General features: G+C 43.7%; 22 protein-coding genes. 13 read left to right on the plus strand and 9 right to left on the minus strand.

Annotation, left to right across the window (positions count from 1 at the left end; genetic code table 11):
* Window positions 1-12: 12 nt before the first annotated feature.
* The 5 genes from BUB99_RS10240 (at window position 13) to BUB99_RS10260 (ending at window position 5999) form a co-directional block, all read left to right on the plus strand.
* Window positions 13-2097, plus strand: a complete 2085-nt coding sequence (locus tag BUB99_RS10240) for a thioredoxin domain-containing protein (RefSeq protein ID WP_084190496.1) — start codon at window positions 13-15, stop codon at window positions 2095-2097.
* A 555-nt stretch (window positions 2098-2652) separates the two neighbouring features.
* The gene (locus BUB99_RS10245; RefSeq protein WP_073122174.1) at window positions 2653-3204 is read left to right on the plus strand and encodes a hypothetical protein; all 552 of its coding nucleotides are present in this window, start codon (window positions 2653-2655) and stop codon (window positions 3202-3204) included.
* Window positions 3205-3511: 307 nt separating this feature from the next.
* On the plus strand, window positions 3512-3730 hold the full coding sequence (locus BUB99_RS10250; protein ID WP_073122175.1) for a hypothetical protein: 219 nt from the start codon (window positions 3512-3514) through the stop codon (window positions 3728-3730).
* Window positions 3727-4047, plus strand: a complete 321-nt coding sequence (locus BUB99_RS10255) for a type II toxin-antitoxin system RelE/ParE family toxin (protein WP_084190497.1) — start codon at window positions 3727-3729, stop codon at window positions 4045-4047. Before BUB99_RS10250 ends, BUB99_RS10255 begins: the two co-directional genes overlap by 4 nt.
* A gap of 518 nt (window positions 4048-4565) precedes the next feature.
* Complete coding sequence (locus BUB99_RS10260) at window positions 4566-5999, plus strand: SDR family oxidoreductase (protein WP_073122177.1); 1434 nt, start codon at window positions 4566-4568, stop codon at window positions 5997-5999.
* Window positions 6000-6124: 125 nt separating this feature from the next.
* Here the strand turns inward: BUB99_RS10260 and BUB99_RS10265 are convergent, their stop codons facing one another.
* Window positions 6125-6646 (minus strand): NADPH-dependent FMN reductase, encoded by a 522-nt coding sequence (locus tag BUB99_RS10265; RefSeq protein WP_073122544.1) that lies wholly within the window; start codon window positions 6644-6646, stop codon window positions 6125-6127.
* A gap of 234 nt (window positions 6647-6880) precedes the next feature.
* Here BUB99_RS10265 and BUB99_RS10270 point away from each other — a divergent pair, with 234 nt between their 5' ends.
* From BUB99_RS10270 to BUB99_RS10290, 5 genes are all read left to right on the plus strand, one after another.
* Window positions 6881-7069 carry a hypothetical protein gene (locus BUB99_RS10270; protein ID WP_073122179.1) on the plus strand — a complete coding sequence of 63 codons (189 nt, stop codon included), beginning with the start codon at window positions 6881-6883 and terminating at the stop codon, window positions 7067-7069.
* Window positions 7070-7170: 101 nt separating this feature from the next.
* On the plus strand, window positions 7171-7431 hold the full coding sequence (locus BUB99_RS10275; protein ID WP_073122181.1) for a hypothetical protein: 261 nt from the start codon (window positions 7171-7173) through the stop codon (window positions 7429-7431).
* Between the two features lie 245 nt (window positions 7432-7676).
* On the plus strand, window positions 7677-9035 hold the full coding sequence (locus BUB99_RS10280; protein WP_084190498.1) for an ammonium transporter: 1359 nt from the start codon (window positions 7677-7679) through the stop codon (window positions 9033-9035).
* Window positions 9036-9059: 24 nt separating this feature from the next.
* Window positions 9060-9254, plus strand: coding sequence for a hypothetical protein (locus BUB99_RS10285; RefSeq protein ID WP_073122184.1), 195 nt, complete (start codon window positions 9060-9062; stop codon window positions 9252-9254).
* 326 nt (window positions 9255-9580) lie between these two features.
* Complete coding sequence (locus BUB99_RS10290; protein WP_073122186.1) at window positions 9581-10162, plus strand: YdeI/OmpD-associated family protein; 582 nt, start codon at window positions 9581-9583, stop codon at window positions 10160-10162.
* Window positions 10163-10209: 47 nt separating this feature from the next.
* Here BUB99_RS10290 and tamL read toward each other — a convergent pair whose 3' ends face one another.
* The 3 genes from tamL to BUB99_RS10305 form a co-directional block, all read right to left on the minus strand.
* A complete protein-coding gene (gene tamL, locus BUB99_RS10295; protein WP_073122188.1) occupies window positions 10210-12474 on the minus strand; it encodes a translocation and assembly module lipoprotein TamL in 2265 nt (754 codons plus the stop codon).
* A 1-nt stretch (window position 12475) separates the two neighbouring features.
* Entirely contained in the window at window positions 12476-17503 is a 5028-nt protein-coding gene (locus BUB99_RS10300; RefSeq protein ID WP_073122190.1) for a translocation/assembly module TamB domain-containing protein, read from the minus strand.
* A gap of 253 nt (window positions 17504-17756) precedes the next feature.
* The gene (locus tag BUB99_RS10305; protein WP_073122192.1) at window positions 17757-17999 is read right to left on the minus strand and encodes a DUF6377 domain-containing protein; all 243 of its coding nucleotides are present in this window, start codon (window positions 17997-17999) and stop codon (window positions 17757-17759) included.
* Between the two features lie 83 nt (window positions 18000-18082).
* On the opposite strand from BUB99_RS10305, the gene BUB99_RS10310 reads away from it, so the two are divergent.
* Entirely contained in the window at window positions 18083-19375 is a 1293-nt protein-coding gene (locus BUB99_RS10310; RefSeq protein ID WP_139280967.1) for an IPT/TIG domain-containing protein, read from the plus strand.
* A 123-nt stretch (window positions 19376-19498) separates the two neighbouring features.
* Complete coding sequence (locus tag BUB99_RS20380; protein WP_170863777.1) at window positions 19499-19642, plus strand: hypothetical protein; 144 nt, start codon at window positions 19499-19501, stop codon at window positions 19640-19642.
* 53 nt (window positions 19643-19695) lie between these two features.
* On the opposite strand, the gene BUB99_RS10315 is transcribed toward BUB99_RS20380, so the two are convergent.
* From BUB99_RS10315 to BUB99_RS10330, 4 genes are read right to left on the minus strand one after another with little or no spacing between them, the layout of a single operon-like run.
* Complete coding sequence (locus tag BUB99_RS10315) at window positions 19696-20649, minus strand: 2OG-Fe(II) oxygenase (protein ID WP_073122196.1); 954 nt, start codon at window positions 20647-20649, stop codon at window positions 19696-19698.
* Window positions 20646-21440 carry an SDR family NAD(P)-dependent oxidoreductase gene (locus tag BUB99_RS10320; protein ID WP_073122198.1) on the minus strand — a complete coding sequence of 265 codons (795 nt, stop codon included), beginning with the start codon at window positions 21438-21440 and terminating at the stop codon, window positions 20646-20648. Before BUB99_RS10320 ends, BUB99_RS10315 begins: the two co-directional genes overlap by 4 nt.
* Before the next feature lie 3 nt (window positions 21441-21443).
* Window positions 21444-22274 (minus strand): DUF4437 domain-containing protein, encoded by an 831-nt coding sequence (locus BUB99_RS10325; protein WP_073122199.1) that lies wholly within the window; start codon window positions 22272-22274, stop codon window positions 21444-21446.
* A gap of 7 nt (window positions 22275-22281) precedes the next feature.
* Entirely contained in the window at window positions 22282-22956 is a 675-nt protein-coding gene (locus tag BUB99_RS10330) for an NAD(P)H-dependent oxidoreductase (protein ID WP_073122200.1), read from the minus strand.
* Window positions 22957-23047: 91 nt separating this feature from the next.
* On the opposite strand from BUB99_RS10330, the gene BUB99_RS10335 reads away from it, so the two are divergent.
* On the plus strand, window positions 23048-23392 hold the full coding sequence (locus tag BUB99_RS10335; protein WP_073122201.1) for a winged helix-turn-helix transcriptional regulator: 345 nt from the start codon (window positions 23048-23050) through the stop codon (window positions 23390-23392).
* 257 nt (window positions 23393-23649) lie between these two features.
* Here BUB99_RS10335 and BUB99_RS10340 read toward each other — a convergent pair whose 3' ends face one another.
* Window positions 23650-25077: a CotH kinase family protein gene (locus tag BUB99_RS10340; protein WP_073122202.1), complete on the minus strand. Its 1428-nt coding sequence runs from the start codon at window positions 25075-25077 to the stop codon at window positions 23650-23652.
* Window positions 25078-25082 lie beyond the last annotated feature (5 nt).

Consider the following 25082-nt stretch of genomic DNA (forward strand, 5'->3'; position numbering starts at 1 on the left):
AATACCAAGATTATGAAAAAGCAATTTTTAGCAGGGCTCATCGCCCTGCTACTCATCCATGCCTGTACCCCTATGAACCAAGAACATAAGTACACCAACGCCCTGATCCACGAAAGCAGCCCCTACCTGCTCCAGCATGCACACAACCCCGTGAACTGGCAGCCCTGGGGAGACCCAGCCCTAGCCGAGGCACAAAAAGAAGACAAGCTCGTCATCATCAGCATAGGCTATGCCGCCTGTCACTGGTGTCATGTCATGGAGCACGAGTCGTTCGAGGATAGCCTGATCGCAGCGAACATGAATACCAACTTCGTCTCCATCAAAGTAGACCGAGAAGAACGCCCCGATATCGACCAAATCTACATGGATGCCGCCCAGCTCATGACTGGCCGTGGTGGCTGGCCGCTCAATATCATCGCTTTGCCGAATGGCAAACCTGTGTTTGCAGGGACCTACTTCCCTCGGGACAACTGGGAGAAAGTGCTCAACCACTTCTCTAAAATCTACCAAAGCGAACCCGAAAAGCTCCGTGAGCATGCCGACAAAGTAACCGAAGGCATCTCTAACAACGAGATGCCTACCTTCAACGAAACTGCTGGCGACTACTCCTCAGACACCGCCATCCAAATCGCTCAAAACCTACTCGCCGGGATAGACTTAGAACTAGGAGGCAAAAACGAAGCGCCTAAGTTCCCCATGCCGACGGTCTATGAATACCTGATGGCAGAGAGCTACTACCGAAACAACGACACAGTCAACCAAGCCATACGCACGACGCTAGATCACATGGCCAATGGCGGTATCTACGATCACCTCGGCGGTGGTTTTGCGCGCTATTCGGTCGACGCGACGTGGACGGTTCCGCATTTTGAGAAGATGCTCTATGACAATGCCCAGTTGATCAGCCTGTACAGTCACGCCTATCAACACTATGGTGATGATACCTACCTACAGACCGTAGAGGAAACGATCGCGTTTTGTAACCGTGAGCTCAAAGACGCATCCGGCGGATACTACTCGTCACTAGATGCCGATAGCGATGGAGAGGAAGGCAAATTCTACGTATGGCAGGCCAGTGAGATCGATAGCCTACTGGGTGAAAAAGCCCAAATATTCAAGACCTACTATGGCATCACGCCCAAAGGGAATTTTGAAGGAAAGAACATCCTAGAACGCAAAACCTCTGTCAGAACGCTATCGGTAGACTATGGCCGCACGGAGACCGAAATCCAACGCATCATCGATGACTGCAAAGCCACGCTGATCACTGCACGAGACCAGCGCATACGCCCAGGACTGGATGACAAAATCCTGACCTCATGGAACGCACTCATGGTCACCGCACTGACGGATGCATACTTTGCGACGGGCAAACAGGCGTACAAAACGCAAGCCCTAGAAACAGGAAACTTCTTACTGACCCAGCAAATCTTTGACGCGAATCAAATCAATAGAAACTTCAATAATGGCAAATCGACCATACATGGTTTCTTAGATGACTATGCCTTTACCATCCTCGCTTTCGTCAAGCTGTACGAAGCGACCTTTGACGAGGCTTGGCTACTCCAGGCACAAGAGATGAAGACCTTTGTCAATGCACACTTTTTGGATCCAAAATCCAAAATGTACTACTACACCTCTGACACGGATCAGAAACTGATCGCGAGAAAGATGGAACTCTCGGACAACGTCATCCCCAGTTCTAACTCCGCCATGGCGCATGCACTCATCCTGCTGGGGCAGTACTTCTACCAAGAAGAAGACATCCAGCATGCTGCACAAATGATCGCCAACAGCCAAGCCAACTTCAGCGAATACCCCTTCTACTACAGCAACTGGGCGCGACTCTACACCCTACTAGGAGAAACACACTACGAAGTAGCCATCGTAGGAGACGAGGCAGCCGCCAAACGCGATGCGCTAGCCCAGCACTACATCCCCAACAAGATACTCCTAGGCGGCAAAACAGAAGGAACGCTCGCGCTATTAGCAGGAAAACACTCCGAAGGTGCCACCTTCCTCTACGTCTGCCAAAACAAATCCTGCCAACTGCCCACACAGACAGTAGACCAAGCCTTGAAACAAATCAAGAAGTAAAAAATGCCTTTATAGCCCACTAAACCCTTCAAGATTTCTGTCTAAGTGAAGATAAATCTTGAAGGGTTAGGAGTATATCGAATCTGGACAGGTACTCAGTCAGGCTTTTGGAAGAAGAGGGCAACTCTCCGTAGTAGACAAGCCTCCAAGGGTGGGATATTGTTTTGTAGCGCTTGTACAGCCATTGACTCAGCTCTGGTCTTGCGCTAGGTCGACGCTCCCCTTGCGCAAGGGGGAGCCTGTGCTTGGGCAAGCTCAACTGCCTGCTTGCCCAAGGTGGATCTTCTGCTTGCGCAAGCAGAAACCCAAACCTTTATTACTCTCCTCAAAGCTATCTGAAAGATGAAAAGAGCGAGCCTTTGATTCGCTACCTAGATTTGGGGGTTTTTCATGATTCGCGTGATTTTCAAGCCAGGTGTTGGTATGGGATTGTGAAGAATGGCTTATTCTTGGAGGAATCAAAACAAACAGCCTGATGGTAGTCGTGTTTTATACGTGTAATTATACGTATAAACTGTGGAGTGAACTATATTCGGTTGTTGGCAACCATTTAGAATGAAAATAGAAAAGAAAGATATCCCAATTTTAAAAGGTTTATTGTCAGAATTGATTAAGCCAATAAATAGCAATGGAATTGATTTTGACAGCTTACCAAAGGATTTTAAGCAAAATTTCAATAATAATAATAATGATTTAGATACTGAATTCAGAAGATTTGCAAATATTTTTGACAAAGCAGAGGCAGGAAAATTTGAACAGTCTCAAATTGGATGGGCTTTGATTTTAAGGACATCCAATTCTTATGGTTTTGATTTTGATGATTATTTTAAAACCCAAAATAGAAAGGAAAGAAAGGCGGAATTGGATTTTCAAATTTCAAAAATAAAAGCCAAAACATTTATCCCAGTATTAATTTTAGGTTCTTTTGGTGGAATTTATAGTGGTATTAGCTTATTGAAAGATTTTGGAATTATCCCAAATAAAGAAATAGAAACCCAACAACAAGCTGATGAAATTCAAAATCAAGAATCAACTTTAATTAAAGACAACGAAACTATTGATAATTTGCAGAATAAGATTCTAAAGAATTCTGATACAATTAAATAGTTTTATAACTAGCTGATAAAAAACGGTTGCCAATCAAGTAGACGGCTGACGATCAAATGACCGCCAGTGCGCCTCTCACACCACCCAGCGTACGGTTACCCTACAGGCCTGCTCGCAAGGGACCTCCGGTTCGTAGGAGTTTTCATCTTTCTAAACGCAGTGCTTTCCAATACTTTCGATGCGCTGGAAGATTTTGCCACTTCGTCCAAAGTGTGAGCACATGCCTCATACATGGGCGATAGCGAAAATTAACATCTAATAAATCTACTTCAGACAAATTCAATCATACTTTTTCGTAAATTGTAGTATGGATTTACAAACATCTAAAATAGAATTAGCAAAACTTATTTTAAACTTAGAGAATCCCTCTATTCTTCAAAAGATTAAGGACTTAATACAAAGTCAGTATGAAGATTTCGGAGAAGAATTAACAAAGTCTGAAACCGAAGAAATTGAAATTGCTTTAAATCTTCTAGATAAAGGAAGTAGAACCTCATTTGATGATTATTTGAAGAAAGTTTCGTGAGTAGTAAGCATACTATTTACTTATCTCCTGTTGCAGAATTAAAACTAGATAAACTCCTTGAATATCTAAATTCTGAGTGGGGACATCAATCTAAATCAAATTTTCTTAAAGATTTAGATTCAGCAATCCGAAGAATTGAAAAATTCCCTGAATCCTCTCCTAAAACTAATTTAATGGGCGGGTTTTACAAATGTGTTATTTCCAAACAAACATCTTTTTATTACAGAATTAAAGGACTTGATATAGAAATAATTACTCTTAGTGATAATCGACAAAATCCAAAAGAACTACTAAAGGAGATTAAAAAAAATCGCTAATCAAGTAGACGGCCGTGAACGATAAGCCCAAGGTACATTGACCGTTTTTCAATACTGGACTATACAAGATCCAAAGCTTGCCTTACCATGAGATCCAAGTAAGCTTTAGTTGGGGTGTATGTTGCCTTACCATGGGCTCCAAGTAAGCTTTAGTTGAGGTGTGTGTTGCCTTACCTTATACTCCTAGTAAGCTTACCTTTTTGGGTATGCTCCCATCACTGCAATATACAACCCAAACCAAGCGGCCATCGGGGTATAAAACCAGAAATCAGCGAGTCGAAAAACCAAGTAAACGGGTTGCCTGACGATGAGACAATCGAATAGTCGTCTCAAAAGAATTGAACTTTTCAGGACAATAAAAGATAGCATTTTGGAAAAAGTTCTCCCCACGTTCGATCGCATTTCCATTGTCTATCGGTAGGGAACCTCTAGCCATATTTTGGTTATTGGCCAACCGATCCTTTATCTTCACCTAAACCCAAGGCTACCGCTGTAACAATGGAGTACAACCCTACCCTATGAAAATACTACTAACAGGAGCTACAGGATACATTGGCAAACGACTGCTTCCCATTCTCGTGGAAGCTGGCCATGAGGTCATTTGCTGTGTCAGAGACCCTAAAAGATTCAATCCCCCTGCGTCACTGCATGGCAATATCTCCATACTACAACTAGACCTACTGGATGAGGCATCACTAGCACATATCCCCGAGGACATAGATGCCGCATATTATCTGGTACACTCCATGTCCGCGTCAGCCGATTATCAGTCCCTCGAAGAGACATCCGCCATCCATTTCAGACAGGCACTGAATAGAACCCGTGTCCAGCATGTCATCTATCTCAGCGGAATAGTCAACGAATCAGAGCTTTCGAAACACCTCAGTTCTCGAAAAAATGTAGAAATAGAACTGAGCAAAGGGGACTATAGTTTCACTGCATTACGAGCAGGGATCATCATTGGCTCGGGCAGTGCCTCCTTCGAAATCATACGTGACCTGGTAGAAAAACTACCTGTCATGATCACCCCCAAGTGGCTCAACACCAAGTGTCAACCCATAGGCATCTCGGATGTCCTTGGTTTTCTCTCCAAGTCACTCTTCAACCCAAAAACCTATAACCAAAACTTTGATATCGGTGGGCCAGATGTATTGTCATACAAAAGCATGCTGCTGGAGTTTGGCCAAGCACGAAACCTTAAGCGTACCATCATCACTGTGCCCGTGATGACCCCAAAACTCTCCTCCTACTGGCTATACTTCGTCACCTCCACCTCCTACAAACTGGCCATATCCCTCGTCAACAGTATGAAAATAGAAGTGATCTGCCGTGACCATCAGCTCGCTGACATCCTAGGGATCAAGCCTATCAGCTATCAAGAATCCTTGGCCAAAGCCTTTCACAAAATCGAAAGCAACGAAATCCTGTCCAGTTGGAAAGATGCCTATTCGAGTAGCGGACTTAGCTTTAACATATCGGACTTTATTCAAGTCCCTTCCTACGGATGTTTCAAAGATGTAAGAACCCGCACCATCAAAGACCGAACCGCATGCATTCACAAAATATGGAGTCTAGGTGGAGAGACAGGGTGGTACTATGGCGACTGGCTATGGAGCCTAAGGGGCTTTATCGACAAACTCTCCGGGGGTGTCGGACTAAGACGAGGACGAACCAATCCCTCATCTATCAATGTCGGTGACACGATCGATTTTTGGCGCACCTTGTACGCCAACAAAACCGAAGGGCGGTTACTCTTATTTGCTGAGATGAAACTACCCGGCGAAGCTTGGCTTGAGTTCAAGATAGTGGACGATCAACTCATACAGACCGCTACTTTTAGACCCTTAGGTGTACTAGGACGACTGTACTGGTATGCAGTACTCCCCTTTCATGGATTCATCTTTAAAGGGATGATCACACAGCTCACTACACCTCCAGCTGTGCAGGGTTAGCTATTTTCGATACCACATACATACCTGAGAGCAACAAGAGACAGAACTAAACTAGATACCAAAAGCATGTCAGAAAGAAGTATTGTATGGTTTTAAGTCTCTCGGCGTTTCTCAGCAAGCGCTCATCAGAATGTCAGCAACGCATCGACCTGCTCTTCGAGTAGACCATGATACAGCGTTGACAGTTTGTTTTCGGTCAGGTTCTTTTCGATATGGTATAGTTTGGGCTTTTGGGCGAGTACGTGCATGCCACAGTAGTTGAATATATCCGTAAGGTGACTCAGCGCTAGACCTGCCCCTTGTATCCCTGAAGACAAACCTACGAGAGCGGCTTTCTTACCTCGAAATGCATCAGGGTATTTCATCCCGTCGATGAAGGCTTTGAGTACACCAGGGAAAGAACCGTTGTACTCAGGTACGACGAAGATCATTTTTTGTGACTGCATGATCAGCTCACGAAAAGGGTTGAAGAGCTTATTCTTTCCAGCGTTTTCGTAGAGTGCCGTCGTGACAAAGTCCGTTGGCAAATCTTCCAAATAAATCACTTCCGCTTCTTGCCCTTTGTCTCTCAGGATAGATTGATAGATATGTGCTATTTTCTTCGATACAGAGTTTCTTCTGTTAGTACCGCTAATAATCGTGATCATGTAATACGCATAATAATTCAATGGCAAGTTAAAACCGAATTTACAATTCTTGCCTTTGGCCTTAGACAAAAGGCAAAAAAGCTGGTCAATGTACTTTGGCACCACCCATATCATACATATAAAGCATCAACACCCTCATTCATCGTCTCATTAGAGGCCTCTATCGAAACAATTTCATTTTAGATCTAGATCACGGCAGATTTGAAACATCAAACAGCTAAAGTCCAATAAGAAATGATTTACTTGTGGTACAATACCGAAGAAAAACGCCTAAAAATGGGACAACGGGTAGACCTAAAAAATGACTATCTACACTATGACGAATCGAGTATATCGGTAGTCAACCAGCTAAAGTCTACTGAGCAATTTACGGCTATGAAAATTATTAAACGATTTGAGGAGATGAATACCTGCCTAAATTAGCATCACACGAATACCTAATTGCCCCAACTACTTTCTAGATTTGCACAGACATTCGTAGACTGTCTACCTTATTGAAAGAAACGATTTGCATCCCATAAATTATGTTTGATAGTTCTGATTACCCGAGACCACTAGACGAAATGCTTTTCAATACTTGGTTAGAAGAGGGCCGTTTGAGCAAAATATCTTATCAATACCTCCTCATTGTCTGGGATGAGTTCGAGTCGAGCTATTCGCCAGTATATACCGAAGACCGAGACAGCATCTCTCAATACGAACCCTACGACAACTCGACAGGCAGAGAATCTCTCGTAGCAGTCTATGACTTATTCTCCGAATCAAGAATTTACATTGGTCAGTAAACCCGACCGATGTATAGCCAATTTGAGTCATAGCCTGACTCATACATGAGTAGGGCATGCAACTAATACCTGACACTCCTCCATACTAAAACCGTTAGTTATTACCTTATTTTATGGTCATTAGACATATTGAAAACTATCTCTTCACATATTTTGCTATATAGTGCCCTGATTGCTTTTAAACACACTACTTATTAGTAATATTCGCAATTAGTAGTAGGTAGAATCACTCATTAAAATCATTTATGAAGAGAAAAATTATGACAACATTGTTGCTGATTTCGTATGCAACAATGTCTGAGGTATGGGCTATGCCCGATGCCTCCCCCCCAACAGTTAGTTTCAACATCGATCACATCTGGGTATTACTGTCCGCCGCGCTGGTATTTTTCATGCAAGCGGGCTTCAAGGCTTTTGAGGTCGGAATGGTCAGAGCCGAGCATGGCAATGCAGTTGCCATCAAAAACCTCATCGACTGGATCATCGGTAGTCTGATCTTCCTGTTTATCGGGTTTGGAATTATGTTTGGCAAATCTTCCTATGGGCTCATAGGTACTGATTTGTTTTTTGGGATCGGTGTACAGGACAACCCTGAAGGGTCAGGCCTAGGCACCATCTTTTTCCTATTCCAGATCGCCTTTGCGACCACCGCCCTGACGATCGTATCAGGAGCCATGTCAGAGCGTACGGGTTTTATCCCCTACATGACTGCCTCAGCGATCGTAGCTGTGGTCATCTATCCGGTCTTTGGACACTGGGTGTGGGGCAATCTGTTTTATGAAGACAATCCCGCTTGGCTAGCCGACTTAGGCTTTATCGATTTTGCTGGATCGACCGTCGTGCATTCGATAGGTGCATGGGTAGGACTAGTGGGTATATGGATCATCGGTCCACGGCTCGGCAGGTTCGATAGCCACGGAAACCCTAAGGAGTTCAAGCCCGCCAACTACTCCTACAGTGTCCTAGGACTACTCATCCTATGGCTTGGATGGTGGGGTTTCAACGGCGGTAGCCAGTTGGCGCTAGATGGAGCAGTAGGCGACATCATCCTCAATACCAACATCGCAGGAGCGGCGGCTGGTCTGGTTGCCTTCTTTCATTGCTATTGGTTTCAGAATAGAAAAGACCTGTACCCTAAGTTTCTCGGAGGAATCATAGGTGGGTTAGTTGCCATCACAGCTTGCTGTGCCAATGTCAACCACTTCGGCGCATTAGCAGTCGGTCTCACGGCTGGACTCGTCCACAACTATGGCTATGACCTCATCCTCTATAAGCTAAAACTGGACGACCCAGTAGGTGCCATTCCAGTCCATGGATTCTGTGGCGTGTGGGGTACGCTGTGTGTGGCTTTGTTCGGGCAACTCGGTCCAGAAACTTCCAGACTAACACAGCTGGGCATACAAGCACTAGGTGTATCAGTCGCTTTTGTTTTTACCATCACGGTTTCCTATGTCATGTTCACGCTACTCAAGAAAACCATAGGTCTGCGTGTCTCTCCTGATGAGGAAAAGTATGGTATCATCATCGGAGGTGAGGCCAATATGGGCGAAGAAGAGGAAGAGATGGAAATGAGCGAAGAAGAGTTGCTCCAATTGATGAAATAAGTAGAACCGAGAAAAAATCACGATATGACCGTACACCAAATATCAATCAAAATAAAATCAGGATACGACCTGATCAGTGTAGAAAAATACCGCGAAATCCGTCCCATAGAACGGGTACAATTGGTCTCACAAAAGAAGATCAAATTTCTGGATGTAGAAGGTAACATGATCCCGACGCTCGCAGCGATCAAGGACATTAACAAAAACCTCCATCGCTAAGATGGACTCACTACTCTAATGAAAAAACACAGTGCAAGGCTACTCCAAGCCTTGCACTATTTGTTTTGATCCATATCTAACATACCCTCCAAAAGGATTTATCTATCCCTATCGAACAACGTTAACAGCGTTTGTTTTTTTCGGAACTGAACGTCAGTTGTAGCTTAACCCAATGGGTTAAACGCTTACGCTTAGTAAAATGCTATTTAGCACATTGATTACTACCTTTAAACTACCTTCTTTTTAACGTTTAACTCCTGAATTATACAATTCAGGATAAATTAGCATCATAGACACTATTCAGATCGCACTGATAATACCCCAACATGAAAGAGAAAACAATCGAGGAGTTTTGCCCCTCCAATCAACAAGAATGGCGACAATGGCTCCAAACCAACCATGTGGACAAAGACGCAGTATGGCTCATCTTCTATAAGAAAAAAGCGCAAATCCCTACCATTACTTGGAGCCAATCAGTAGATGAGGCACTATGCTTTGGCTGGATAGATAGCGTAAAAAAAACCATCGACGAGACAAAATACATACAGTACTTTAGCAAACGAAAAGCCAACAGTATATGGTCAAAGATCAACAAGGACAAAGTAGAACTCTTGATCAAGGAAGGTCTAATGACAGATGCAGGGCTTCAGTGTATCGAGATAGCCAAACAAAATGGGTCATGGACGATCCTAGATGAAGTAGAAAATCTTGCCATACCCAAAGACTTAGACCAAGAACTAAAAAAGACAACTGGCGCCATGGACTACTTTCTAAGTCTAAGTAAATCGGCGAGAAAAAGTCTACTGCAATGGGTCATCTTAGCCAAAAGACCTGAGACTCGACAAAAAAGAATCACAGATATCGTAGAAAGTGCAGGGCAAAAGCGCAAACCTAAAGCATTTAGCTAACCCACAAGATTCAACCCCAGCATACCAATATCCTCTCATGAGAACAATCAAAATGAGTACCCTATGGCAAAATTGAGGATAGAATCTCGGAGATCAAATGTGAGTCGTTCACCAGCAGGCAGACTTGGGTTTTTGAGTGGGGTAGCGAGATCAAGGCGGATCACAAAACCTTGTAGATCGACCCTCAGACCGACCCCTGCTCCCACAGCCAGTTCACTCAGGAACTGTGACGAAAAACGTCCTCCTGGCAATTCATCATTCTCTTTAATCAACCAAACGTTCCCTGCATCCACGAACCACGCCCCTTTCAAAAATGAAATCAATGGGAAGCGATGCTCGACATTGGCCTCTATGCGGATATCTCCTGACTGATCGAAAAAGCTATCGGTCTGAGCATCGTCAGGACTGGTCGTTCCTGGTCCCAAAGACCGTATGCGAAAGGCTCGCACACTATAAGGCCCTCCCGAAAAGAACTGCTTGGAATATGGCATAGTGACCGAGTTGCCATAGGCATAACCCACGCCCCCAAACACCCGTCCAACGAGCACCTGGGATCGCCCAAAACGATAATGATTCTGAATATCCATATCGATTTTAGCATACTGCGCATACGCTAACCCTAAAAAATCACTACTTCCACCATCCTCCTGTCCAGCGAAGAGATCTACCATGTTGCCTGCTATGTCTACATTCACTTTCATCAGCAGTGCGTTGGGTTTCTTGGAGTCTACCAGCTCATTGTACACGAAGGTATAGGTCAGCCCTGCAATAAACTGCTGCTCAAAACTGGTCTTGAGAAAGGTGTTTTCATCTAGGATGTCTTGAAACCTACTCGTCACATGGGTCAGGTTCACATAGTTGATGCTAATCGGATTAATCTGGTGAAACACCCGTCTGTTGCCTTGCCAAGCATAGCCAAAAGTCCCGAGATATGAGATCAGTCGGTAATAGCTACTCCTATCCAGAAAATCCATACCCATAGCCACTTTCGTCTTAGGAATCGAATATTTGAACCGTCCAGTATATCGCCCAGGAAAGATGAGTCTTGGAAAAATCAGCTCCACATTACCCCCTAACTGAGTACTCGTCAACCCTTCGTTGCTCCCATTGAGCACTTGCGCTTCATAGCCCACCTTTGCCGAGACATTGATTTTCTCTCCCCCTGCGAAAAGATTGCGGTCGCTATAGGTCAGAGACAAAGCTGGACCCGTGAAGTTATTGGACTGCATGACCGCTTGCAATTCGGCCCGCACCGCACGTTTGCTCAGCGGTGAAAGGTAGATTTTGGTATCTAAAAACCCTTGCTGAGAAGTACTATCAATGGGCTGCTCTTCAAAATCAATATTGACATACTTGTAGGTATTGAGCGAGGAGAGTCTACGGCTGGTGAATTTGGCATTGGTCGGGTCATACCCCTGCCCTTGTGCTAATACGATGTGATCGGACAGCCGATTGGGCTTAAAGAAAATCCCCTCCTGTACATACGCTGTACTATCGAGCATGACGGTATCTTCTACCGCATCCTCGTCTACCGAATAGTTCGGATAGACTGTCAGACTACTAATCTCGTAGGGAATAATGGATGCATGAGGCACATCCTTTTTCAGTCGCAGATAGAGATTGAAATTCTTGTCTCCGATCTGATTGGTGTCTGCTTCGAAGATGAGCAGCTTCTGACTAAAGTTATAATACCCCTGAGACTTTAGGTAGGTGTCGATACGCTCCCGCTCGGCAGTCAGTGCATATAGATCAAAACGTGAACCTGAGTCGAGCAATGTTTTCTCCATGGATTCGGCGATCACCTTATATATTGGGAGGCTGTCAGCACTGAGAATGTATTCGCGCAACTTATATGGCGTTTGCATCTCGACGCTATATTTCACCTGAGCAGTGTGGCGACCTATTTTCTCTTCACTCTTGATGTAGTTTTTGAAGTACCCTCGGTTTTCGAGACGGTTTTCTATCAATTCTTCGGTTCGGTTTGTTTTCACATCGGAGAGATAGACTGGCTCCTCTCCTATTTTTTTATTGATGAAACGAACGACAAAATCATCTTTATCATTTTCTACCAGATAATGCGCCATCAGACCGACCCTACGCCCAAGAATCTTCTTATTGGGTTTTGGCCTCAATAGTTCTTCGAGTTCTCTGTCCAGTGCTCGCTTGTTTTTCTCGCCATCAGGTGCCTTGAGAGCAATCGATCCTCCTGTATACAACCGCTCATTCTCTGGCACATAACGCATCACTGTACATCCTTCTATGATGAGTAAGATGAAGAGTAAATAGCTATATGTTTTGAGCTTTGTCGTCATATTATTTCTTCTTGTCGGTCTTGGTTTGTTGCTCTTCTTTCTTCGAACTCTTTTGCTTTTTTGAGTCTAAATCTATCCCTTCTTCTTTGGCGGCCCTCTTCCATAGATCACTAAACTCGTTGAACTCGCGGTTGTATATAAAAGCTATACCCGTCACGAAATACTGCCCATCGATCACCGTATCGAACTCATCCTTGCCAAATCCTTTGACACGGTATCGGCCGTTTTTGGTCAACAAATACTCGACACTCGCGTCACCGATCAATGGCGAACCTTGTCCCTCCTGCTCTTTGCCTTGGATATTGACATCACTCCCGACCTTCACAATCACGCGATCATCCGCAAATTTCTTCCTTGCATCGATTCCGAGCTGCGTGCGCGTCTCAGCCCCTTCGCCCTGATCATACGTATAGCTGTCTACATTAAAATTCAGTTCCAATCCTGAATTGCCCGTCACCTTGTCCGACACCTGATTGAGTTGACTTGACAGCACCTTAGAGACATTGTCTCGTGCGATAGCGGCTGTACCTCCACTACTACCGTCACTACCCGCCTGTGGGAAGAAACGATCCAAAACCAACAGTGAAAACACCTGCTTATTAAGTTCCTCTTCTTGCTCGTTGAGCTGCTTGATCTGTCCATATACCTCTCCACCAAGGGTACTCTGATCCTCTGGTTTCATATCTAGCTCGAATGAGATTTGTGGTTTCAGCAACTGGTCTTTCACATTGAGATAAACCAAAAACGGCAAGCGTCGGTTATAGATACTGGCTGCATCGCTCGTTAAACCAGAGGTCTTATTGGCCATCAGTGGTGCAGCAGATGTCGTTACTTTATAGATCGCACGAACATCCACATCGGCATCCAACGGGTCACCTTTCCACACAATACGACTACCAGACGCTATATCAAACTCCTTCGTTACCAAATTATAGAGACTGGCTTTGTAGTGTCCTTTGCTGATCTCATACCTCCCGTTAAAGGACGTACGTCCATTCGGCTCTAACCCAAGGTTAAAATCTCCTTTACCAGATATCTCTAAATTGTCATTCGTGTTTTCATTTACTACGATTTTGAAAGTTGATTTTTCGTTGATCGAGACAGTGGCATTGACATCATAGCCTTTGAGTGTCATAGCAGAGAGCTCTTCCTCATTGCCTCTGGTGAGGATATCGTCTGGGTTTTGCTTGTTCACGAATAGCACCACGCCATCTCTTTCTTTGACTTCCACTTCAGACTCTGGAATCACAACTGTCAGGTTCGTCCCCTCGTTGATGTTGATCTTGCCACGGATGATAGGGATTTTCAAATCTCCACCTACTTTCATGTCCGCATCCAAATTGACTTTCCCGTAAAACAACTCTTGGTCATTCTTGTCAGAGTTGAGTGCATGAAAATTCTTCGCCTGAAGACGGATATCAAACTTCGGATTCAGTCTATCGACCGTATTGATCAGCCCATCAATTTCGATGCTATTTTGCTTCTCATCGAGGACCGTAAATTGGTTAAGTATGACCTGTTTCGTATCAAAGCTGATTTGCTCCTCTGCCAGCATAAACTTGGCATCCAAAGCATCCACACGAAAACCTACCTGATCAAATGCCAAGTTTCCTTTGTATTCCGGTTTTAGCGTCGTGCCACTGACCTTGGCCTTACCCGTAATCACACCTGAAGCATCTGAGAGCTGCCCTCCAGAGAGACTATCTAGCAAATGCGCCTGAAACTGTCTCAGGTCCAAATCAAGATTCATCGCCGCTCTATCCGCCGACGCATGATAGTCTCCTTTCAGTCCCAGATCAATGTATTCTCCTTTCAGTCCTAGATCAAAATCATAATTTTTAGCTGTTTTCGATTCACCGTACAAGGTCAGTGTACCCAGCTGCGCCCCCATGGCCTGAAGGTTTTTTACTGTCAGGTCAGCGAGGAGCGCTTTGTCAGCAAAGGGATTGACCAAAACCACATCCCCACCCATAACTCCATCAGCCAGCGGCTCACCTCCCGACAGGTAACTAGTCACCGAACCAATACTAAAATTCGCCAAACGCAAACCGATGTGCGGCTCATCCACCTGCGCAAAACCACAGTCAAGTTCCACCCGCTGTTGCTGATAACTCAATACAAAGTCTGAAAAATTCACAAATGACTGGGCTAGTTTGATTTCATTGTCAGGGTCTACTTGCCATGACTGCCCATTCAAGACCAACCCCTCTGGGCGCATATGATAGACTATCGTATCGCCAATGCTATGCACATCAGACTGCACATGCACGAGCACATCCTCTCCTCGATAGGCATCCAGATCAAACACCAATTGATCCTCAGCCACCGTCCCTGACAGACGCGTACGCTCGATCAGTACTGGATCCATCGCGATCTCATACCACCCCATATCAAAGGCTAACTGAGCAGAATCTGCATGGACATGCATCTCCAAACTGTCTACGACTGTTCCGTTGTATTGGGTATAAGGAGCTGAAAACTGCAAATCCAGCAGTCGTTTTTCTTCGCTAAAATCCACATGTAGATTGACTGGATCGAGTTCCTCCAAATCTGCCAAAACCACCTCTAGTAGCATGGGCGTTTCGGTAATGGTCATATCCAGCGTCATCCCCACAGGGCTGTCCATATTCCTCTCCGTCGTATCCTCCAAATAACTAGACAAGTGCCGCTCTATCGCAGCAATCATCACCTCAGGAGCGGCATTGGACAGTAGCTTGGCGTTGAGTACTTGGCTCGAGATCTCTAATTTCGTCGAGTCTTCATCACGCAGACCATCGACCGAAAAAGCCCCCAGCGAATACGGCTCCTTGTCATAGACCACCTGCCCTTCTGAAATCACCGCATGCAACCTGCTATCCGCAGAATCCAAAACAGCCGAAAGCTCTAGTTTCATTCTCGCTCGAATATCGTCCTGTGTCAATCCAAGTGCATACAGGTCTATTCCTTTTAGATCCAGAGCCAATTGTATCTCTTTGCGCTCCTCGATCAGATGCAGCTGACCGTTGAGCGCCAACTTGATATTTTCATCATCGATGATCAGATCCACCGTTGCCCTCCCGTTCTTCATTTCTCCCTTGAGCGTAAGATCAGAGTAGTCTTTTTCTTTGATTTGAAAAGCCGTAAAGTGTGTCTTGAGGTCTGCATTAAGAGACTGGAGATCATTCCCTTTGCCTTTGGCTGTAGCCGTAAAGCTCATTTCTCCTAGCGCAGGATTCTGTAGCCATTTGCCCATCGCCAACTGATCCACTGCTAGGTCAGCATCGAAAGACATCATTTTCTTCTTCGAAAACCGCCCATCCAAACGCACATCACCATCCGTAGTATTCACAGCTGTATTGACCTTGACCTGGCTCAGGTCGCCTACCACAGCTGCTGTCACCCGTATCGAATCAGGATACTGAATACCAGAGGCCTGTGCTCCTAACAGTCGGTCTACATCTGCCCTTCTTGTACGGAGCTTTACCGTCTGCATGTCAAAACTCAGTAGATTGCTATCCAAAGGGTTCAGAATTTCTCCATCTAGCGTAATGTGTGTCTGATCGCCCCAGTGTAGCTCCGTATGGCGCAGTGTCACCGCTGCCTGAGATGCTTCTAGGTCAATCCTACCTGACAGAACCTCCTCACCAAATACAGCGACTGTAGCGTTTTGTGCTAAATCAGGGGCAAATATGTAAGCCTCTTGCATCTGTAGCGCCATGTCGTTCAGTTGTAAGGCTACTTTCGTCTGTTTGGGGTTTTGGATCAACTGATCGATGGATGCATATTCGGCATGTATGTCAGCCTTTAGCTTATTCTGGGCAGTCGCCAAAACGAAATCCGTCAACGCGGCAGATTGCTCATCCACTGTCAGTTCAAAAGCGAGTTCGCTCAATGTAAATCCGCTTGCCTCAGCAAATGTTAACTGGTTGAGCATCAAATGAGCTTGTTGATCTTGCAGACTGATATCCTCCGCCAGCAAGGTCAATCCTCGATAATCCATTGCCTGAGGATTAAAGGCTCCAACCGTTGGGGTATTGCTACCAGTAGTATAGGACAAATGGTTTCGCTCCAGACTAATGTCATCCACCTGTACTTGCCAGTCTGGCCATTCGAATGATGCTGATGACTGTGTCAGCGTGTCACTCACTTGCTCCTCCATAGCCATGCTATGCCAAGCAATATCCGAGTCATCCAACTGTAGTTTCTTTCCTTGAATATACTGCTGTGTCAAATCCAAAACAGGATCTTCCAACAGCAAGTAGCCAATCACAGCATCCAACGACATAGTATCTGGTCTCGCGGCATAACGCACCGTAACGTCCTCCAGCTCCAAATCCCCTACCCGAAAAAAAGGCAAAGCACTCGCATCATCACTCGAACTACTGCCTTTCTCTGCGGTTGCTTTGGTCTGTTCGTAGACGACTTGAGTATGGGCGATATTGAGTTCGTCTACTTCGAAAGTCAGCGTATCCAGATCCATACGATCTACATCTAGCCTCAACTCACCGAGCTGCAGCGTACTATACATCCCAGCATACTGATCATCATATAACAGGTCAAAATCTCGAAAGGCAATCACCCCAATAGCAAACTGGTATGGTTCGCTAGGTGGATCAGTCTGTGTGGTATCTTGTGAGGCAAATGCATCGATGAGAAAATCAAAATTGAAAGCTCCCGTACTATCCGCTCGTTGGACGCGAGCGGTCAGACCAGACCATGAGACTTTGTCCACGTCAATGGTTCGATCCATGAGAATGGGGAGCAATGCAACGGAGACTTCCAGATTGTCTGAGTAGAGCAGCGTGTCCTGTTGTTGATCTTCGACGTAGAGTCCTTCTAGGTAGACATTGCCCGTAAAGGTGATAAACAGCCTATCCAACTCGACACGTGTGTCTGTCTTCTGGGCTACAAAATCAAGGGCTTTGGTCACAATGAGACCTTGTCCCCACGCACTGCGAATGAGGAGTACAATCCCCACAAAGAGGATGAAAATCCCCGAAATGGCCCAGCCTATACCCTTTAAAATCTTGTAGTTCTTCCCTATCGACATACAGTCCTAATACAACCCAATGCTATCGTAGCAGCAATGATAAGCTATGTCGTTTTCAAACTGCTACGTTACAGATCAGATTTATCCAAGAACTGCGCCACATTGATTCCTAATGCTTTACCCTCAAGTTAGCCACCATACCTCCACAGACTAAAAACAGCTTAGGTTTAGAGAAAATGAAATACCCTACATGACCGAATTACGACCTTAAATCACTAACCCCTAAATACGCGACAGAAAAAGGAATCAAGCTCTAATTAGATTGAATTTTCATCACCTCCGCTTCAAACTCATTGTTAGGGATCAACGATTGATTCTTGATCCGATTCTTATAAGTGTAGATGGTATTGACCGAATAACCCAAAATACCAGCAAGTCGATCACTATCTCTGACACCTATTCTGATCAGTGCAAACAACCTGAGTTCGGTACTAAGAATCTCTCCTTTGGCAGGTTTAAAGCGCTCACCCTCCTCAAATAGGTCATTGAACCGCATTTGTACGATTACACCCCCATTTCTGGATTTTTAGTTTTTTGAATCCATCTAACTATGAGCTTAGAAAACTAAATGTATATACTATGTATAAAAACTTATCTAAAAGAGTACACCTCAAAAGCACATGGGTGGCGGGAGCCATTCTGCTATTCACGACAGTTTTGATCTCCTGTAGCGAAGATGAAGGAGGCAAATCGGCACCCATTCCTACCATTACTGCTGTCAGTGCAGAGAGTGGAGAGCCTGGTGACGACATCACGATCACAGGTACGGACCTAGACGAAGCGCTGACGGTTGCATTCGGTGGAGCCAATGCGGCCATCGTATCCAATACCTCTACTGAGATCGTAGCGACTGTTCCCGAAGATGCCGTGACAGGCAAAATCAGAGTAACCACTGAAGGTGGCGTAGCAGAAAGCGCTGGTGACTTCAATGTCATCATCGTAGGAGCTGCCGTCATTTCAGATATTAGCCCTATGTCTGCTCAGGCGGGAGAGACTGTAATCATCACAGGTACAGATATGGCGACTATCTCCTCTGTCAAAATTGGTGAGATCGATGCAACGGTAGTCGGCACCACCGAAACCACTGCAACAATCACCGTGGGCGAAGGCTCCGCTCTAGGACTCAGCTCGCTCACTATCGTCAACGAAGGCGGAACTGCCACTACCTCTACGGAGCAAAATGCATTCTACGTCATCAAAATGATCGACGAAAAATACCGAATGACGTTTGACAATGATGATGTGGAGTTGGCCTTTTCGGGTAGTCCAGATACCGAAGAGTCTACAGCATTTGGTCGCAGTGATGATGTCACGAACGTAGCAGACGTGGCGGACGCACTACCATCAGCCATCGACGGGACTTTCTTCCACATGGAAGGATACAGCAGCACGGAGTACTCAGGCAGCTACATCTGCTATGTGGGTACAGCCGAACAAGAGGTAGGGACTTTCTCTGACTTCTTTGGGACAGCACTACCCGAAGACATCTATTTCAACATCCAAATGAATGTAGGTGACCTACCAGAGGGCTATACAGGCGATGAAGATGACGGACAAATGGTCGTTGGATTTAGATTTAGATTCTCTAGCGACTATTATGAATACAACGCTACGATGAAAGAATTGCTAGACATGGGGTTTGCTCCGGATGAAAATGGATGGCAGAATGTCTCTGTCCCTGCTTCACTGTTCGTAGACAGAGCAGGGTTAGAAGAGTTTAACTTTGGAGACATGAACCGCTATGGACTATCTGTCAGAAGAGCCTACGGCGGGGGTACTACACTCCCTCTATCATCTGACCCAGATGCGATATTCTACTCATTGAGCTATGACAATGCCAGCATCTCTGTAGGAGGTCCAGCATCGTTCTAAGGCTTTAGCTAGGAAATTAATTGTTTGTGAAAGGCGGGTCGGTTGACCCGCCTTTTTGATGTCATCAATCGCATAGTCACCGCGCTGCAAATTTGCAGCTTGTGTCTAACCACTCCACAGAGAATGTTTGAGATAGATTGTATCAGACGTGGAGGTACGAGCTGCAAACTCGCACCCCATGTCGTTAAGTTAAATGCATACGCTCCATTGTGTCATCCCGACGGAGGAGGGAACTTTGCCATGCAGAAAGAATCAGTGCCTGTATAGATTGGCAACTATTTTTTATTACTTTCTAAATACACGATGAATATATAATTGTATTAGAATGGTGCAGAATTGTCTTTAGGATTGTTGGGAATACTCCATCGTTGATGAGCAGTAACGTTTTCTCGTGCATCAATAGATGTGGAAGAATCATTAAAAATACCATAGCTACTTGAACCTCCTCGTGGAATTTGCATACGGTCTCCATATAACCATACTACTAAGTTACTGCGTTGCCCACTAATTATTGGATGCGTAGCGTGGGGAACATTCCCTGTGTGAATAATTGCTTTACCTGATCCAAAAGTCGTTTGCACAGTTAGTCCTGTAGTATTGTCGTGAAAATCAACTTGTGAGCCTGTAAACTCTTCATCGGGTAAGTTAATATTGATATTTAAAGTGGCTGCAGAAGCATCTGTGTGTGGTTTTAAATCTTTATCCTTGTCGGGGTTGTACTGAATAGAAAAACCAAATGTTTGGCTATCATACCCATAAGTCCCTAATAATAAACGCGCAATCGGTCGCATGTAGCGGTTCATTATATCATGGTAAAAATTCTGAAAATTAGGTGCCGCAAGAAACCCTTCTGATCGAGGATCAAGCATCATTCCATAACGATTTAATTGAATACCATAAGGTGCACGTTTAGGGATTTGTGAGTTTACTACAGCTTCTAAATAATTACGGAAATCCGCTAGTCGTTCAGGGTCAAAAAACTGTGCAGAATAAACATTCGGAATGATTTCTTCCCATAAATCAGCAACAGCATTTTCTTTTTCCGGGTTTTTCCATGCTTCGTTAACAGCTTGTCGCAAGTTTGGTGCAAGGAGTGTTTCGTCTGGAACTAATAAATTGTCTTTGTTTTCGATTTCCCATTCTGCCCATGCATTTTCGAGTAAATTTCTATTGTTATTCCAAAAATGAGAGACTGATATATCACGTTGAAGTGATGCTTCGCGAGAAGGTAAGGTGAGTGCACGAGCTTTTGTCAGAGCGTTAATGGTTGTCATACTTTTAATATTTTGTTTGTTTCAGAAATCAAGTGATTTATTTTTTCTTGATTATAAGCATCAGGGTGAGCAGTAGAAAAACTTCCTTTGTCATTGTCAAAGTACTTTCCTGAGTCTGTGAGGTGCTTTTCTTTAATAGCTAATTGACACAGGATAGAAGCTCCTTTATCAGCGGAGTTCCAATATTGGCCATATGCTTCTTGCACCATTTTCGTATTTAATAAAGAGCCTGGGTTAACAGCAATTGTAGTTATTGAAGGATGTTTTGCTGCTAGATAAAAACTCCACATAGTAAGAGCAAGTTTACTCTGAGCATATGAATTTTGTGAGTCGATGGTTTCTGTTCCACACAAGGCACTAATTGACACCGGAGCTTGCGCAGCTGAGCTTAAGTTTATTATTCGAGAGTCGCCTTTAGTGAGCAAAGGCATTAGCATATTTGTAAATGCTACAGGAGCTAGATAATTGACCACAAAACGTAAGTCTAATCCTTCTTTGTTTGTAGGTCTGTTACTTTTAAATACTCCAGCATTATTAATTAATACATCAATCGAAGAGCTTGTTTGGCTAATATCTTTTGCCAAATCGTTTACCTCGTTTAGATTTGATAGGTCAGCATTAAAAGCCAGTATGTTTTGGTTGCCAGTGGTGTTGATGATTTCTTTTTTGACAGCGTTTAATTTTTCAGGGTTTCGACCGTGTAGTATTACTTGGTGTCCTTCTGAAGCAAGTTGAGTAGCAGCAAGTTTTCCTATACCATCGGTGCTTCCAGTTATTACAATTGTCTTCATGGCTTATTGGATTTTAATTGACCCGTTTGTTCTTATATAGAGTACTGTTTCCTTATTGCTGTCATTAGCAATGCTATGATTAGCGGCACTTGTAGAACTAAAATAACTGCCGACATCAAGAATACTATTTGTAGTAGTAGAATAACCTAGTTTTCCTTGTACAACTACACTATGGAATATGTCTCCATTGCTTCTAAGATTGCCTTTAAAACCGCTTGGTAATTTTATAAATAGGCCTTTTAAATTATCGTCATTCTGACTTCCCCATAAATAACAGAGCTCTGCATTGGTGTTTTGTTCAATCCAATTGGTTTGGTCAAAGCCTAACCAAACTAAGTTAGAAACATCAATGTTGATTGGTCGTTCTCCATTGTCAAAAGCTTCGTTAATTGGTTCAACAAGGTAAGGGCCTTGGTCTATTTCAACATAAGCAATAGTTTCGCCTCCTTTGGCTGATGTAATGTGCGATTCACCTTTTGGTTGAGTCCAAAAAGACCCAGGTTTCATCCACATAGTTTTTGCCTCAGGGTCATCATTATGAATTAAGCCTTTAAGAACAATTGCTCTGTATGTAACATTATGGATGTGTGGAGGCGACGAAAATCCATCAACAAATTTTGCCAGAAAACCAGTTGCAACTTCGCCTTTTCTATCTCCCCATATCGTGCCTGCTTGTGGGCTTTTGTCTCCACGTGCTGGATTGAGTTTTTCCCATTTAATATCTGAACTCAACACAATTTTATGATTGGTTATAGTGCTGTTGGTTTCTTCTGTTGGAGTAGAACATGAAACTAATAAGCAAGCGAAAAGGAATGTGTGGGTTAAGTTTTTCATACTATTATTATTTCCAAGTTATGATATCGTCAAACGCTCTTCTTGATTTTGCGTGAATAGGGTCTTCTTTTCTGTATCCAAATGCAACCATGAATGATAGACCGTATTTGGTAGTGTCTACATCAAATTTTTCTTGTAACACTTTCTCTGCTTTTTCTTGGTGGAACCCTTCAATAGGACATGAATCAATACCAACTAAAGCGGCAGAAGACATCATGTTTGCCAAGGCAATATATGTTTGCTTAGATGCCCAATCGAATAATTTTTTATCGTCATCAAGCTTAAAATCACTTTCTTGAAATTCGCGATAAAATTTGCTGTAAACTTCAATTACATCTTCAGGCATTTTCTTTACCTCTTCCAACATGTGTTTTATGTAGTCAGATTTGTGATGTGTCAAGGGAGCTTTCATGCTTAAGCCCAATACGAAATGACTTGCTGTATCTAATTTTAATGGAGCGCCCCATGCTACAGGTTTAAGTAACTCTCTTAACTCTTTATCTTGCACAACAATAAAGTGCCAAGGTTCAAAACCGAACGAACTAGGGGACAGGTGTGCTGTTTCTAAAATAAATTTGATGTTTTCATCAGTTATTTTTTTAGTCGAATCAAATTCTTTGCAAGCGTGACGAAATTGATATGCATTTAAAATCTCTTCTTTTTGTATGCTGGGTGTTTTCATGACTCTTTTTGTTACTATAATTATTATAGCAACAATATTAATTATAGTTTACTACCTTTACAATAACGGTCACAAATGATAGTATGAAATAATGGAGGGGCAAGAAAAGAAAGTAATACAATTTAAAGGGAAAGAATACCCTTGTTGTGCGAGTCTTACGATGGGTATAATAGGCGGTAAATGGAAAACCGTAATTCTATACCATTTAATGTCAGGTAAGTTGAGGTATAATGAATTGAGGAAAACGATGCCTACAGTAACTGAGCGTACGTTAAGTCTACAATTAAAGGCATTAGAAGAAGATGGACTAGTCATTCGGAAAGTATACAATAAAAAACCGCCATTGAAAGTAGAATATACTTTAACTGATTTTGGGAAGACTTTAATTCCAATAATTGAGTCTATTGCAGAATGGGGTGATAAAGTTTCAGAATAGGCTAATTGTTTTTAATTGTTGCGAACAATCAAGTATGCACACCCTTATGAAACATACTTGTATATCTCAGTAATCTAAACCAACATCAGAAAATATGAAACCACCTACTCTCACTTTAAACCAAAGCGGTTAGTTCAAAAGGCGCTACTCAGTACATCAATGATCAGGTCGAGCAAGTAGATCAACTCCAATCACAAAAAAGGGGCTAAAGAATTCCCGCGTTTCAGCCCCTACTCTAGCATTCAAACAAAAATTTATTAATCCAAATAACTGTCCACAGCTGAGTTGCGCTGCACCACATGTGCATTCAGTTCGCTAATTGCAGACTGAAAACTTGAACTAGAATTTAGAAAAGTATATCCATCGAGCTCGGAGGTCGCATATTCCTCTACCAAAGTGGAATATTTTGAATAAGTAGCCTGGATGGTACTCACACTGAAAGGACCGTCTACAACCTCTTGTACATAGGCATCATACTTCGCCTTATAAACATCATCTTGGTAGAGATAGCCAATCAGTGGCCATGAGGAAGTACTTAAATCTGAAAAATTCAGTGCCAAAGAACCTCCCATATTACCTTGTTGCAAGGCTTCATTGTTGTCCCACGGTATCCATGTCAACTTTTCCGTATCGGGATTGTTGTATAGGTAATAGTTGTGGGTCATTCTGCCATAGGTATCCCAGTTTTGGATTACCGTATTTACCGCTAGGTATTTCAAAAACACATCTGTGTCAAAAACTGCTTCTAGATCAGCTCTCCATGCAGCCGCATCGCTCGTGCGCGTAGCGTCATGAAGGATGGTCAGCAAGCTTCCTACATCCGTGAAATCTGCGTCATCCTCATTCGTCTTCTTTACATACTCATCTTCATCGTATGTGCCCAATGCGAAACTAGCCGCATCGCCATCTGGCTTGTACAAGTTGCCGTCATTGTCTGAAAACTGCTCATCCAAAACCGTATCGTCTACTTCCTCTACCAAGGTGTACAACCCAAAATAGGTAGGCCCATCACCATGATCTACATAAACGGTATAAAACGCCGTATGCGAAACCACCAAACCCGCATCTCTAAACACCTCACTCGATACCTTCTCACGAAGCATCGAGTCGTCATTGTAATTGTTTTTAAGGCTCAGTTTCTTGAATCCATAAAAGCGTTGATTGTCGATCTGTGGGTAGTCATCCTCAAACTCATCAAAATCCAATTTGAAAGAAAGTTTCAAAATGCCGCTGGCCCATGAGGAAGCCAAACTGGAGTTTCCTTTAAAACGCACCCCCACTCTATACCACTCAATCCCTTCATAAAAAACCTCTGCTGGAACGAAAATAGGATCTTCATCGTCGCTAGAAAATGAACCTCTACCCCTACCAAAAGTGCCGTACATGTTGGTCATATCATCTAGCATGCTTTCCCAGCGAGATTCTGAAATTACGATATCAAGCCTCTTTACGGCATTGTCTTCAAACACTTCGGCAAAATTAGGATCGGCATCTTTGCTGTGCGTTTCTGTAGTCCAGTCCGTGGCTTCAAATTCCGTATCGTCTAGTACTATTACGACCTCTTTTTCTTCTTCATCAGTAGATATCCCCTCTTCGCTATTACATGCAGCCAAAAAGGATAAACTCAACACGAATAGCATGGCTTTTGTGACATGCAGAAGAATACGCTCTTTTATATTAATCATAGTTG

The organism is Reichenbachiella agariperforans (genome assembly GCF_900142205.1).
In the GTDB taxonomy this organism is placed as follows: domain Bacteria; phylum Bacteroidota; class Bacteroidia; order Cytophagales; family Cyclobacteriaceae; genus Reichenbachiella; species Reichenbachiella agariperforans.